Source organism: Pseudomonas sp. B16120 (assembly GCF_044218845.1).
Classification (GTDB): domain Bacteria; phylum Pseudomonadota; class Gammaproteobacteria; order Pseudomonadales; family Pseudomonadaceae; genus Aquipseudomonas; species Aquipseudomonas paracarnis.
In genome coordinates, this window is record NZ_CP162588.1 from 5,173,400 (window position 1) to 5,186,421 (window position 13,022).

At 60.9% G+C, this 13,022-nt stretch carries 13 protein-coding genes; 5 read left to right on the forward strand and 8 right to left on the reverse strand.

Annotated elements, in window-relative coordinates; genetic code table 11:
- Positions 1-43: 43 nt before the first annotated feature.
- Positions 44-940 (reverse strand): LysR family transcriptional regulator, encoded by an 897-nt coding sequence (locus tag AB4P90_RS24215; protein ID WP_014719901.1) that lies wholly within the window; start codon positions 938-940, stop codon positions 44-46.
- A 41-nt stretch (positions 941-981) separates the two neighbouring features.
- Positions 982-1,746, reverse strand: a complete 765-nt coding sequence (locus AB4P90_RS24220) for a sulfite exporter TauE/SafE family protein (RefSeq protein ID WP_395605423.1) — start codon at positions 1,744-1,746, stop codon at positions 982-984.
- Between the two features lie 185 nt (positions 1,747-1,931).
- Between AB4P90_RS24220 and AB4P90_RS24225 the strand changes: the two genes are divergently transcribed.
- Positions 1,932-2,822 (forward strand): LysR substrate-binding domain-containing protein, encoded by an 891-nt coding sequence (locus AB4P90_RS24225; RefSeq protein WP_395605424.1) that lies wholly within the window; start codon positions 1,932-1,934, stop codon positions 2,820-2,822.
- Here AB4P90_RS24225 and AB4P90_RS24230 read toward each other — a convergent pair.
- On the reverse strand, positions 2,768-4,174 hold the full coding sequence (locus AB4P90_RS24230) for an amino acid permease (protein ID WP_395605425.1): 1,407 nt from the start codon (positions 4,172-4,174) through the stop codon (positions 2,768-2,770). The two genes, AB4P90_RS24225 and AB4P90_RS24230, sit on opposite strands and share 55 nt — an antisense overlap.
- A 132-nt stretch (positions 4,175-4,306) precedes the next feature.
- The gene (gene kynU / locus AB4P90_RS24235; RefSeq protein WP_060768073.1) at positions 4,307-5,557 is read right to left on the reverse strand and encodes a kynureninase; all 1,251 of its coding nucleotides are present in this window, start codon (positions 5,555-5,557) and stop codon (positions 4,307-4,309) included.
- 144 nt (positions 5,558-5,701) lie between these two features.
- Here kynU and AB4P90_RS24240 point away from each other — a divergent pair, with 144 nt between their 5' ends.
- Positions 5,702-6,175: an Lrp/AsnC family transcriptional regulator gene (locus tag AB4P90_RS24240; RefSeq protein WP_003176072.1), complete on the forward strand. Its 474-nt coding sequence runs from the start codon at positions 5,702-5,704 to the stop codon at positions 6,173-6,175.
- Between the two features lie 106 nt (positions 6,176-6,281).
- On the opposite strand, the gene catA is transcribed toward AB4P90_RS24240, so the two are convergent.
- From catA to AB4P90_RS24255, 3 genes are read right to left on the reverse strand one after another with little or no spacing between them, the layout of a single operon-like run.
- Positions 6,282-7,211 carry a catechol 1,2-dioxygenase gene (gene catA, locus AB4P90_RS24245; RefSeq protein ID WP_395605426.1) on the reverse strand — a complete coding sequence of 310 codons (930 nt, stop codon included), beginning with the start codon at positions 7,209-7,211 and terminating at the stop codon, positions 6,282-6,284.
- Positions 7,212-7,250: 39 nt separating this feature from the next.
- On the reverse strand, positions 7,251-7,541 hold the full coding sequence (gene catC / locus AB4P90_RS24250) for a muconolactone Delta-isomerase (RefSeq protein WP_014719906.1): 291 nt from the start codon (positions 7,539-7,541) through the stop codon (positions 7,251-7,253).
- Positions 7,542-7,553: 12 nt separating this feature from the next.
- Positions 7,554-8,681, reverse strand: coding sequence for a muconate cycloisomerase family protein (locus tag AB4P90_RS24255; protein ID WP_020302515.1), 1,128 nt, complete (start codon positions 8,679-8,681; stop codon positions 7,554-7,556).
- 114 nt (positions 8,682-8,795) lie between these two features.
- Here AB4P90_RS24255 and AB4P90_RS24260 point away from each other — a divergent pair, with 114 nt between their 5' ends.
- A complete protein-coding gene (locus AB4P90_RS24260) occupies positions 8,796-9,671 on the forward strand; it encodes a LysR family transcriptional regulator (protein ID WP_122301553.1) in 876 nt (291 codons plus the stop codon).
- A gap of 133 nt (positions 9,672-9,804) precedes the next feature.
- On the opposite strand, the gene AB4P90_RS24265 is transcribed toward AB4P90_RS24260, so the two are convergent.
- Positions 9,805-10,797 carry an AraC family transcriptional regulator gene (locus AB4P90_RS24265; protein ID WP_014719909.1) on the reverse strand — a complete coding sequence of 331 codons (993 nt, stop codon included), beginning with the start codon at positions 10,795-10,797 and terminating at the stop codon, positions 9,805-9,807.
- A 311-nt stretch (positions 10,798-11,108) separates the two neighbouring features.
- Here AB4P90_RS24265 and antA point away from each other — a divergent pair, with 311 nt between their 5' ends.
- Complete coding sequence (antA, locus tag AB4P90_RS24270) at positions 11,109-12,500, forward strand: anthranilate 1,2-dioxygenase large subunit (protein WP_020302518.1); 1,392 nt, start codon at positions 11,109-11,111, stop codon at positions 12,498-12,500.
- Positions 12,500-12,991: an anthranilate 1,2-dioxygenase small subunit gene (antB, locus tag AB4P90_RS24275; protein ID WP_014719911.1), complete on the forward strand. Its 492-nt coding sequence runs from the start codon at positions 12,500-12,502 to the stop codon at positions 12,989-12,991. The genes antA and antB overlap by 1 nt, the downstream gene beginning before the upstream one ends.
- The last annotated feature ends 31 nt before the right edge of the window (positions 12,992-13,022 follow it).

Genomic DNA, 13,022 nt, shown 5'->3' on the forward strand with positions numbered 1-13,022 from the left:
TAAGCCCGTGCGGCCCAATTCACTCTTGCGCTCAGGTCACGAATCAGCGCGCATAGCGCGCCAGCTTGGCCTGAATAAAGTCCAGGAAACACTGGATGCGTAGTGCCAATTGCGAGTTGCGATAGAACACCGCGTGGATCGGCTGGCGATAACCGCTGTTGGACGCCTCCAGCATGGGCACCAGGCGGCCGGCGTCGATGTCAGCGACGGTCATGAAATTCGACAGGCAACAAATGCCCTGCCCCTGCAGCGCCAACTGGCGCAGGGTTTCGCCACTGGATGCACTGACGCCGGGCTGAATCAGCCAGCGGTCACCTTCGCCGTGACGCAGCGGCCAGTGGTTGAGGGTCTCGGTGTGGGTGAAGCCCAGCAAGGTGTGATCAGCCAACTCGGCAACGGTCGTCGGCGTGCCGTACTGCTTGAGGTAGTCGGGGCTGGCCAGGACATGCAGCGGCGTGCTGCCCAGGAACCGCGCATGCAGGGTCGAGTCGGCAAGGGCGCCGATGCGAATGGCGATGTCGGTGCTTTGCTCCAGCAGGTCGATGATCAAATCATCGCTGTTGAGCTCCAACTGGATATCCGGGTAGAGGCTGCGAAATTCAGCGATGTACGGCACGATCCCATGCAGCATGAACGGCACGGCGGCGTTGATACGCAGGCGCCCGGCCGGCTTTTTCTGGCGCGAGGACAGGCGCTCTTCCAGCTCATCCATCTGCGCCAGGATCAGCTTGGCCTGCTCGAAGAAGTACTTGCCCTCCTCGGTCAAGTCCATGCGTCGCGTGGTGCGGTTGATCAGCGTGGTATCGAGCTTGGCTTCCAGGCGCGACAGCGTGCGGCTGACCGCAGACGGCGTTTGCCCGACCTTTTCGGCGGCGGCAGAAATCGAGCCGCATTCAATCACGCTGACGAAGATCTGTAGCTCATCGGAACGGGCTTTCACGGGCAGTCCTTCATTAACGGCTGAAAAATGCCCGCTCATTATTAACCAGCCAGCAACAAATGGCCTCCCAACAAAGCCATGCCGGTGAAAAAACCACGTTTGAACCACACGGCACTGATACGCCGACGCACCACCTGGCCCAGCCACATCCCCAGCAAGGCCGGCACCAGCGCCAACACCGACGCCCCCATTTCACCCCCGCCCAGCACACCGCGCCAAGCCAGCCCGGCGGCAAGTGCCAACGTCGATACGGTGAACGACAGCCCCAGCGCCTGCACCAACTGGTCACGGCTCAAGCCCAGCGCCTGCAGGTACGGCACCGCAGGGATCACGAAGACACCGGTGGCCGAGGTAATGATGCCGGTGATCACCCCGCACATGGGGCCCAGCCAGCGCTCGGTTCGGGGCGCGACCTTGAAGGTCGGCAGGAATAACCCGCTCAGCGCATACACCAGTAAAGCCGCGCCCAGGGCACGCACCACCCAAGGTCCGCTACCCATGCCTAGCCAAAAGGTGCCCAGCCCGGTGCCGAGAAAAATCAGCAACAGCATCGGCCACAGGCGTTTGAGCAAGGCACCCAAGTGCCCGCCAAAGGACAGTTGCCAGAGGTTGGTTACCGTCGAAGGAATGATCAGCAATACCGCAGCCTGCGCCGGCAGCATAGCCAGGCCAAGCATGCCCATGGCTACAGTGGGCAAGCCCAGGCCGATGACGCCCTTCACCGTACCGGCCAGCAGGAAGGTAGTGATGACCAGCGCTGTCAGTGCGGGGCCTAGGTTTTGGTAGAAGGAGAGGAAGGTATTCATGCATCGATTGTGCAGGGCTGGAGAGTGGCTGAAAATTCGCCATATACTGAGGTAGCCTCTTGTTTTGCGTAAGGCTGACGACGCTATCGCAGGCAAGCCAGCTCCCACATTTGGAATTGTGAATACATTCAAGGGTGGGAGCTGGCTTGCCTGCGATGAGGCCCTTCCAGTCACTGGGAAACTTCATGCACTTTGACCTCATCGACCTGCGCCTCTACCTGCACATCCTGGACAGCGGCAATATCACCGCTGGCGCGGCCCGCAGCCACCTGTCCCTGGCTGCCGCCAGCGCACGCATCCGAGCCATGGAGTCTTCACTGGGCATCGCGTTTCTCGAGCGCGGCCGCCGTGGGGTAACCCCAACACCCGCGGGCAAAGCCCTGGCCCGGCATGCTCGCCTGCTGTTGCAGCAGGCCGACCATCTGCAGCAAGACCTGGCCGAATACGCCAATGGCGTCAAAGGCCAGGTACGCCTGCTGTGCAACACCACCGCCCTCAGCGAATACCTGCCGGAGCTGCTCGCGCAGTTTTTGCGCGAGCATCCCAACCTCGATATCGACCTGCAAGAGTTGCCCAGCCTGCGCATCACCCACGCCTTGCGCCAGGGCACCGCCGAGCTGGGGATTATTTCCGATGCGGTAGACACCCACGGCTTGCAGACCCTGGCGTTTCGCGACGACCCGCTGGTGCTGATCATGCCCCTGGACCACCCGTTGACCAACCCGAGTTTTATCGAGAGCCTGCAATACGACTACGTGGGCCTGGGGGCGAACAGCGCGTTGGCGGTTTACCTGGAAGAACAGGCACTGCACGCTGGCTTTCGCTTGCAGACGCGCATTCGCGCCGACGGTTTTGAGGGGTTGATTCGCATGGTCGTCGGCGGTGCGGGCCTGGGCATCGTGCCTCAGGCCGCCTTGGACCGCTGGCCGTCAGAACGCCGTTTCAAGGCCCACCTCCTGCAAGAGGAGTGGGCCTGCCGCACGTTGCTGTTATGCGCACGCTCGTTCGAGCAACTGCCGGGTTATGCCAGGGCTTTGTTCGAGGCCTTGGCCCTGCCCTTGCGGAAGAACCCGTAATACACAGCCGACAGAATCAGCAGGAACGGCACGCCAAACACCAGTGTCATCTTGAAGGCGTCGGTGAAATCGGTGGTGATCATCACCGCCCCCATCAGCACCAACCCCAGCAACGTGCTGTAGGGAAACAGGCGCAACTGGAACGACAACTTCGCCCCGCCATGACGCTTGCGATAGCGGCGGAAAAACAGGTGAGTGAGGAAGATCATGAACCAGGTGAAGATTGCGCCGAACATCGAGATCGCCATCATCAGGGTGAACGAGCTTTCCGGGTACACCACGTTGAGCAACGTCGCCAGGGCAATGCCCGAGCTGGACAGCAGCAATGCGTTGAGCGGGATGCCGTTCTTGCTCAGCGCGCCCATGGACTTGGGCGCAAAACCAGCGCGCGACAGGCTGAACATCATGCGCGTGGTGATGTAGAGCTGACTGTTCATGGCCGACAGCGCCGCGATCAGGATCACGAAATTCATCACCCCGGTGGCACCGGGAATGCCGATAGTCTGCATCACTGTGACAAACGGGCTCTGGGCCTGGCCGGCCTGGTTCCACGGTACGATGGCGAGCATCAGCGCCAGGGTCAGCAGATAGAACACCACCAGCCGCACGATGGTAGCGCGGAAGGCTTTCTTCACCGCCTGCTCCGGGTCGGCGGCTTCACCGGCGGCCACGGCGATCATCTCGACACTGAGGTAGCTGAAGATCGACACGATCACCGCGATCCACATGCCACTCAAGCCATGGGGGAAAAAGCCGTCGTGGGCCGTGTAGTTCTGCACGCCGTAGTCGGGGTTACCAGAGCCGAACACCACATACACCGCCAGTATGATGAAACCGACAATAGCGCTGATCTTGATCGTCGAGAACCAGTATTCGAAGTTGCCGAAGGTCTTCACGCTGATCGCGTTGAGCAGGATCAGCACACTGGAAAACGACACGATCCACACCCACTCCGGCACGTTGGCAAACCAGTACTTCATGTACATCGCCACCGCCGTGACCTCGGCCCCCACCGCCAGCACAATCGCCGCCCAGTAGGCATACCGCACCAGGAACCCGGCCAACGGGCTGATGTAGAACTCGGCATAGGCGCCAAAGGAGCCGGAGGTGGAATGGGCCACCGTCATCTCCGCCAGGCAGCCCATCAGCAGCAAGGTAATCAATGCGCCGATGGCGTAGCTCACCAGCACGCTCGGCCCGGCATAACCGATGGCGTAGGCGCTGCCCATGAACAGCCCGGTGCCGATGGCGCCACCGATGGCGATCATGCTCATCTGGCCGGAAGTGAGCTGGCGCCTCAGGCCCAGTTCACGGTGGGTAATCTCTGCAAAGCCGTTGTCTGGCGTGGTCACGGGTGTGCCCCTTTATTATTGTGATAGTGGCTGACGCTGAACCTGTGGGAGCTGGCTTGCCTGCGATAACGGTAGTGAATGCACCGACGCTATCGCAGGCAAGCCAGCTCCCACATTTGATCTGTGTTGCTCTTAAGTAACGCTGTTGCGGACTTTGAATTGCGGCTGGTCCCAGGTGGCGTTGTCGAGAATTTCACCGAGAATTTCCACGGCGTCCCACACCTCGGTAAAGCTGCTATACAACGGCGTGAAGCCAAAACGCATGATCCGCGGTTCACGGTAATCGCCGATCACGCCTCGGGCGATCAAGGCCTGGATCACCGCGTAACCTTCGGGGTGTTCAAAGCTGACGTGGCTGCCGCGCCGGGTGTGTTCACGCGGGGTTATCAGTTCCAGGCCATGGGCGGCGCAACGGCTTTCGACCAACGCAATAAACAGGTCGGTCAAGGCCAGGGATTTGCGGCGCAGGCTGGCCATGTCGGTCTGGGCGAAAATCTCCAGGCCGCATTCCACCATGGCCAACGAGGTAATCGGCTGCGTACCGCAGAGGTAGCGGGCAATGCCGGCGCTGGGGGCGTAGGTGGACTCCATGGCGAACTGGCGGGTATGCCCGAACCACCCGGACAACGGCTGGCGCACCACATCCACCAACGCCGGGTTGACCCACACAAACGCCTGGGAGCCCGGGCCGCCGTTGAGGTATTTGTAGGTGCAGCCAATCGCATAATCCGCGCCGGCATGGTGCAGATCGACAGGCACCGCGCCCGCCGAATGCGCCAGGTCCCAGATGCTCAGCGCGCCGCACTCGTGGCTCAGTGCGGTCAGCGCCGCCATGTCGTACATATAGCCGGTCTTGTAGTTGACGTGGGTGAGCATCACCACCGCCACGTCCGCATCAATGGCCTGGGGCAGTTCGGCCGGGCTGTTCACCAGGCGCAGGGAATAGCCTTGTTGCAGCAATTCGGCCAAGCCTTCGGCGATGTACAAGTCGGTGGGAAAGTTGCTCGCTTCGCTGACGATGACCTTGCGCGCAGGTGTACGTTGGCGCTGCACACTCAAGGCGGCGCTGAGCACTTTGAACAGGTTGATCGAGGTGGTGTCGGTGATCACTACCTCGCCGTCACGCGCACCAATCAATGGCGCCAGGCGATTGCCCAGGCGCTGGGACAACTGCGCCCAGCCAGCGCTGTTCCAGCTACGAATCAAGCCGTTGCCCCACTCCTCGGCGATCACCTGTTGTGCGCGTTCCAGCGCCGCCACCGGGCGAGCGCCGAGGGAGTTGCCGTCGAGGTAGATCACGCCCTCGGGCAAGGCGAATTGGGCACGCAGGGGGGCCAAAGGGTCCTGTGCGTCGAGGGCTTGGCAATGGCTTCGAGTGGTCATGGGTCGTCCTGGTTTTTATAGGTGAGGATGGACCAAATAATGAACGAACTTTTAGAGAATTTTCGTGCAAAGTGGTGGGTAAACGGCTATTTAAGCTGTAGGAAATTCGAATTTAACCTCCAAATACGCGGATATCTTCCAAGCATGATTCTCGACGCCACCGACCTGCGCCTCCTGCATTTCCTGCAACAGGATGGCCGCATCAGCAACCAGGAATTGGCGGAAAAAGTCGCGCTGTCGCCGTCTGCATGCCTGCGCCGTTTGCGCCTGCTGGAGAGCGAGGGAATCATCAGCGGCTACCGCGCGGTATTGAACGCCGAGCAGTTGGGGATCGAGCTGGAAGCCATCGTGCACCTGTCGTTGCGCCAGGATGTGGAGGACTGGCATGAGACGTTCATCAAGAAGGTGCAAGGCTGGCCGGAGGTGGCGAGCGCCTATGTGATCACCGGCGCCAGCAACTATGTGCTGCGGGTGCAGGCGCGTAACCTCAAGCACTTTTCGGACTTTATCGTGAACCACCTGAACCGCACGGCGGGGGTGATGGATATCCGTTCGGAGATCGTGCTGCAGAAGATCAAGGACCGGGATGAGGTGTTGGACCTGGTCGTGCGCAAATAACACAAACACCCCAAAACCAATGTGGGAGCTGGCTTGCCTGCGATAGCGGTGGTGAATGTTCCACCGCTATCGCAGGCAAGCCAGCTCCCACAGTTGACCGAGTTGATCAGTCTTCCAGAGCACGCACTCGTTGCATGCGCTGCTGTTCTATTGGCGCATCCGCCACCTGCAACTCAAAGTCAAAATCAATCTGCGCAAACCGCCCTTGCACACCAAACTCTCGCGCCAGTTGTGAGTCGTCGCTGAAGCGAATTTCGGCAATCAGTTCATCGCGGGTGGCATAGGCGAAGTCATCATGCAGGTACGGGTCATCCGACAGGTTGATCTGCGTGGTCAGGTGCCGGTGCCCAGGCGCCGAGATGAAGAAGTGGATATGCGCCGGCCGTTGCCCGTGGCGCCCCAATTGGTCGAGCAGCTGTTGCGTCGGCCCGCTCGGCGGGCAACCGTAGCCCGAAGGTACGATGCTGCGAAAACGGTAGTTGCCCTGGGCGTCGGTTTCGATACGGCGACGCAGGTTGAATTCAGATTGATTCGGGTCGAACCACGAGTAAGTGCCGCCGGTATTGGCCTGCCACACATCGACAATCGCCCCCGCCAATGGCTTGCCTGCGGTATCGCGCACTTGCCCGCGCATGAACAACGGCACCGCGTCGTCCTGACCATCATCCAGCCGTGCTTCGTATTGGGACAGCGGCGCGCCGGCCACATACAACGGGCCTTCGATGGTGCGCGGTGTACCGCCGGACTTGCCTGCCTGCTCATCGGCGGCGTCCATCAACAGGTCCAGATAATGCTCCAGGCCCAGGCCGGCAGCGAGCAGACCGGCCTCCTGGTTTTTGCCCAGCTCATTGAGGTAGTTGACCGCCTTCCAGAATTCTTCCGGGGTCACTTCCAGGTCTTCGATAATGTTCACGGTGTCGCGCAGGATCCGGTAAATCAGCGCCTTGGTACGTGGGTTGCCCGCGTCATTGAGGTTGCCGCTGGCTTCTTCGAGAAAGCGTTGAGCATGGGCAGTCTGGGACAGGCGGATGGACATGGTGCATTCCTCATCTTGTAGTTATAGGTGCAAGCCGGCTCAGCGGTCGTCCGCATGGATCGACGACGGATGGCGGCACAGCGCATTCACTTCGATGGCCATGTAGGGGAACAATGGCAGTTGCATCAGCAGGTCGTGCAGGTCCTGGACGCTGTCGACATCGAACACGCTGTAGTTGGCGTAATGCCCGGCGATGCGCCACAGGTGGCGCCATTTGCCCTCTTGTTGCAGGCGCTGCGCCAAGGCTTTCTCCTCGGCCTTGAGGCTGGCGGCACGCTCGGGGTGCATATCGAGGGGCAGGTTCACGGTCATTTTTACGTGGAACAACATGGCAGAGGCCTCTTAGTGTTTGTCACGGCGAAAGAACGCCAGGCGCTCTTCATCGAGCGTCAGGCCCAGGCCCGGCGCAGTGGACACATGCAGCTGGAAATCGCGGTACACCGGTGGCTCGGTGAGGATGTCTTCGGTGAGCAACAGCGGGCCGAACAATTCGGTGCCCCACGCCAGGGTGTTCAGCGTGAGAAAGGCATGGGCCGAGGCCAGGGTGCCAATGCCGCCTTCGAGCATGGTGCCGCCGTACAGGCCGATGCCAGCCGCTTCGGCAATCGCCGCCGTGCGCAATACAGCGCGAGGGCCACCGTTCTTGGCGATCTTGAGGGCGAACACCGTGGCCGCGCCTTCACGGGCCAGGTTAAAGGCGTCTTCTACACATTCGATAGATTCATCGGCCATGATCGGCACCGGGCTCGACAGGTTGAGCCGGGCCATGCCGCCACGGTTGTTGCGCGAGATCGGTTGTTCGATCAGATCGATACCGTGGTCGCCGAGCACCTTGCATGCCCGCAGGGCAACGGCCTCATCCCAGGCCTGGTTGACGTCGACGCGCACACTGGCGCGCTCGCCCAGGGCTTTCTTGATTGCGATCACATGGGCCAGGTCGCGGCTGACTTCACCGGCGCCAATCTTCAATTTGAAGAGGCGGTGACGGCGCAGGTCGAGCATTTTCTCGGCCTCGTTGATGTCCTGTTCGGTATTACCGCTGGCCAGGGTCCAGGCCACCGGCAACGCATCACGCACACGCCCGCCCAGCAGCTCGCTGACCGGCAGCCCGAGGCGTTTGCCGAGCGCGTCGAGCAAGGCGCTTTCGATACCGGACTTGGCAAAGGTGTTGCCGCGAATACTGCGTTCCAGGCGCAACATGGCCGCATTGACGTTGCTCGCGTCCTGACCGATCAATAGCGGCGCAAAGTGGCGGTCGATATTGATTTTGATGCTGTCGGGGCTTTCATTGCCGTAGCTCAGGCCGCCAATGGTGGTGGCTTCGCCGATGCCTTCAATGCCGTCGGCACAACGCAGGCGGATGATCACCAGGGTCTGGTTTTGCATGGTGTGCATCGCCAGCTTGTGCGGGCGAATGGTGGGCAGATCAACAATAAGCGTGTCGATCGATTCGATGGCGCAAATCGGCATGGCAATACCCGTTGGGTTCTTTATAGATTTGCGTCGATTCTGTGCCGCATTTTTTTGGGGTTCCAATATAGAATTGGTCTGGTGCAATACCCTCAAGGTATGAAAGGAGTCGATATGGAACTGCGTCACTTGCGCTATTTCCAGGTGCTGGGCGAAACCCTTAACTTCACCCGGGCTGCCGAACGCCTGCACATCGCCCAGCCGCCCTTGAGCCGGCAGATCCAGCAGCTGGAGGATGAACTGGGGGTGGTGCTGCTGGAGCGCAGTCGGCCTTTGCGCCTGACCGAAGCCGGGCGTTTTTTCTATGAGCACGCTAATGTACTGCTCGAACAACTGGACAAGGTCTGCGACACCACTCGGCGCATCGGCCAAGGCGAGAAAACCTGGCTGGGCATCGGCTTTGCGCCGTCGACCTTGTATGGCGTGCTGCCGGAGCTGATTCGGCGCCTGCGCACCCACGACGCCCTGGAGCTGGAGCTGGGTTTGTCGGAAATGACCACCTTGCAGCAGGTCGAAGCGCTCAAGGCTGGCCGCATTGACGTGGGCTTCGGGCGTATTCGCATCGACGACCCGGCCATTGTCCAGCGCGTACTGGTGGAAGACCGCCTGGTGGCGGTGCTGCCCAGTGGTCACCCGTTGCTGGGCGCTCCGGCCACCCTCGCCCAATTGGCTGACGAGCCCTTCGTGCTCTACCCCGGCAACCCGCGCCCCAGTTATGCCGACCATGTGATCGCGCTGTTCGACGCCCATGGCTTGAGCGTGAAGGTGGCGCAGTGGACCAACGAATTGCAGACCGCTATCGGCCTGGTGGGCGCCGGTATGGGCGTGACGCTGGTGCCGGCGTCGGTGCAGGTGCTGCATCGGGCGGATATTGGCTATACGCCGGTGGTGGAGGCGACGGCGAGTTCGCCGATCATCCTCAGCCGGCGGGTGAATGACCGGTCGCCGGGGCTGACTCATTGCTTGCAACTGGTTGAGGAGTTGATCTGAGATCCTCCAGGCACCCCATACTCCATGTGGGAGCTGGCTTGCCTGCGATGGCGGCGGATCAGTTGGCATCGTGTTGATCGGCCGGCCGCTATCGCAGGCAAGCCAGCTCCCACCTGTTGATCCTCACCCGAGTTCAAGTAATGCGCAGGCGCTTGCGTTGCAATGTCTGGCTGGGCGACTCATCGAACAGCTTGCGGTATTCCGCCGAAAACCGCCCCAGGTGCGTAAACCCCCAGCCCAGGGCGATTTCAGAAATAGTGCGCATTGAGCCCTGCTCCAAAATTTCCTGGCGCACCGCCCCCAGCCGATGCTTCTTCAGATACGCCATGGGCGACAGTGCGAAGTACTTGCGAAACGCATCGAACAGTTTGAACCGCGACACGCCCGCCGCCGCTTCCAGGTCTTCCAGGTGCAACACTTCACGGGCGTTGTCGTGGATGAATTGCCGCGCACGGATCAAGTAGTGCGGCAGTTTTACCCCCAACACCTCGCGCAACTCTTCAGAGTAGTTATTCGGTTGGGCCAGGATCAGCCCCTTGATCAGCGAGCTTTCCAGGTCACGGGTAAACGCCGCCTGCTCGTATAACTCACTGCTGCATTCCAGTTCGGCGATGAAGTATCGCGCCATGCGCCACCACGAAGCCGGGGCGCCGTCCACAGCATCCATCACCGACTCAAACCGCAGCGGTGCATCGATGGGCCGTTGCAGCAAACCTTCCAGTGACTCGCTCATCGCCGCGCGGGTGATCACCACCTGCAACTTGCGGCAGTCACCGGAAATCGCCAGCACCTGATGCTCATTGGGTGAAATGATCACGCCCTGGTCGCGGTTGGAACTGAGGCGCTCACCGTTCTTGCTCAGCTCCTGCTCGCCCACCAGCGGCAGGCTCAAGCTGTAGCTGCGAAAGTGCTCGGCGTCTTCGATGTCGATGGTCACATCGGTACCGTATTCGATCACGCCCAGGGTGGTGGCGCGGGACTTGAACACGTTGGCGCTGTGGTGAAAGCGCAGGCGCTCGGGGGTGGCCGTCGCCAGGCGATGGGGCCCGCAGATGCCGGACATCCAGCTGCGCGCGCCTTCCAGGTCGAAGCGTTGAATATGAATATCGCGTGTCTGGCTACTCATCAGGGTGCACCCACGGCGGTTAGGCATTTGCGCGCTCTGGCGGCGCGTCGTTGAACCTCGACAGCAAGTTCCAGGCCACGCCAGCAGCGTGGCCACTGGGTGGATAGTAACGGTCGACTATGTGGATAAATCCCAGGGGTTTACGACCATCGCCCACCATCACAGTAGCGCATGCCGTCACCTGCGCGCACCGCCATGGGTATTTGCTGCCCAACTTTGCGGCCTGCGTTCCCCCATTAAGCGGATAGCCCGCCACCGCATCGCAGCCGCTTAATGGCTCACCGTTTAGCCATGATCAAAAGGTGCCTCCCATGAGTGGTGCAAGAACCGTCGAGCAGTGGAAATCCTTTATCGAAAGTTGCCTGGACTTTCGCCCGGCGGATGAAGTGTTCCGCATCGCCCGCGACATGTTCACCGAGCCCGAGCTGTTCGACCTGGAGATGGAACTGATCTTCGAGAAGAACTGGATCTACGCCTGCCACGAAAGCGAACTGGCCCATAACCACGACTTCGTGACGATGCGCGCCGGGCGCCAGCCGATGATCATCACCCGCGACGGCGAAGGCCGGCTCAACGCGCTGATCAACGCCTGCCAGCATCGCGGCACCACCCTCACCCGCGTGGGCAAGGGCAACCAGTCCACCTTCACCTGCCCGTTCCACGCCTGGTGCTACAAGAGCGATGGCCGACTGGTGAAGGTCAAGGCGCCGGGGGAATACCCGGAAGGTTTCGACAAGGCCACCCGCGGCCTGAAAAAAGCGCGCATCGACAGCTACAAGGGCTTTGTGTTTATCAGCCTGGACGTGAACGGCACTAACAGCCTGGAAGATTTCCTCGGCGACGCCAAAGTGTTCTTCGACATGATGGTGGCGCAATCGGCCACCGGAGAGTTGGAGGTGCTGCCGGGCAAGTCCGCCTACACCTATGACGGCAACTGGAAGCTGCAAAACGAAAACGGCCTGGACGGTTATCACGTCAGCACCGTGCACTACAACTACGTGGCCACCGTGCAGCATCGCCAGCAGGTCAACACCGAGAACGGCGCAGGTTCCAGCACGACGCTGGACTACAGCAAGCTCGGCGCCGGCGACGCAAATACCGACGACGGCTGGTTCGCCTTCAACAATGGCCACAGCGTGTTGTTCAGCGACATGCCCAACCCCAGCGTACGCTCCGGCTACGCCACCATCATGCCGCGTCTGGTAGAAGAACACGGCCAGCAGAAGGCCGAGTGGATGATGCACCGCCTGCGCAACCTGAATATCTACCCCAGCCTGTTCTTTCTCGACCAGATCAGCTCGCAGTTGCGCATCATCCGCCCGGTGGCCTGGAACAAGACCGAGATCATCAGCCAGTGCCTGGGGGTCAAGGGTGAGTCCGACGCCGACCGCGAAAACCGGATTCGCCAGTTCGAGGACTTCTTCAACGTTTCGGGCATGGGCACGCCCGATGACCTGGTGGAGTTTCGCGAAGCCCAGCGCGGTTTCCAGGGCCGCCTGGAGCGCTGGAGCGATATCTCACGAGGCAGCCATCGCTGGGAGACTGGGCCGACGCCCAACAGCGAAGCCATTGGCATCCAACCAGCCATGACCGGCACCGAGTTCACCCACGAAGGTTTGTACGTCAACCAGCATCGCAACTGGCAGCAGTTCCTGCTCCAGGGCCTGGAGCGACAAGCGCTGACACTGCGGGAGGTGAAGTGATGAATGCGCAATTGCAGTACCAGATCGAGCAGTTTTTCTACCGCAAATCCGAACTGTGCGACGCCCAGGACTGGGATGCCTACGTGCAGTTGTTCGACCCGCAGAGTGAGTTTCACCTGCCGCAATGGGATTCCGAACACGTCTACACCCAAGACCCCAAGCGCGAGATGTCGTTGATCTACTACGCCAACCGCTCGGGCCTGGAGGACCGTGTGTTCCGCCTGCGCACCGGCAAAGCCGCCTCTGCCACGCCGATGCCGCGCACCTTGCACCTGATCAATAACGTACGCATTGCCGAGCAGGCCGACGACACGTTGGAGGTGCGTTTGAACTGGCACACGCTCTTCTATCGCCTCGCCACGTCCGAGCAGTTCTATGGGCATGCCACGTACCGCCTCAAGCCTGCGGGCGACAGCTGGCTGATCATGCGCAAGCACGCCTTGCTGCTCAACGACACCATCAACTCGGTGCTGGATTTCTATCACCTGTAATGGTGCCGCATCCCTTGTAGGAGCGAGCTCG

Bases quoted from the DNA above. Each gene is read 5' to 3' on its own strand.
- AB4P90_RS24255 (WP_020302515.1), bottom strand. From the start codon at position 8,681: ATGCCGATTTGCGCCATCGAATCGATCGACACGCTTATTGTTGATCTG.
- catA (WP_395605426.1), bottom strand. From the start codon at position 7,211: ATGTCCATCCGCCTGTCCCAGACTGCCCATGCTCAACGCTTTCTCGAA.
- antB (WP_014719911.1), top strand. From the start codon at position 12,500: ATGAATGCGCAATTGCAGTACCAGATCGAGCAGTTTTTCTACCGCAAA.
- AB4P90_RS24240 (WP_003176072.1), top strand. From the start codon at position 5,702: ATGATTCTCGACGCCACCGACCTGCGCCTCCTGCATTTCCTGCAACAG.
- AB4P90_RS24225 (WP_395605424.1), top strand. From the start codon at position 1,932: ATGCACTTTGACCTCATCGACCTGCGCCTCTACCTGCACATCCTGGAC.
- kynU (WP_060768073.1), bottom strand. From the start codon at position 5,557: ATGACCACTCGAAGCCATTGCCAAGCCCTCGACGCACAGGACCCTTTG.
- antA (WP_020302518.1), top strand. From the start codon at position 11,109: ATGAGTGGTGCAAGAACCGTCGAGCAGTGGAAATCCTTTATCGAAAGT.
- AB4P90_RS24260 (WP_122301553.1), top strand. From the start codon at position 8,796: ATGGAACTGCGTCACTTGCGCTATTTCCAGGTGCTGGGCGAAACCCTT.
- catC (WP_014719906.1), bottom strand. From the start codon at position 7,541: ATGTTGTTCCACGTAAAAATGACCGTGAACCTGCCCCTCGATATGCAC.
- AB4P90_RS24220 (WP_395605423.1), bottom strand. From the start codon at position 1,746: ATGAATACCTTCCTCTCCTTCTACCAAAACCTAGGCCCCGCACTGACA.
- AB4P90_RS24265 (WP_014719909.1), bottom strand. From the start codon at position 10,797: ATGAGTAGCCAGACACGCGATATTCATATTCAACGCTTCGACCTGGAA.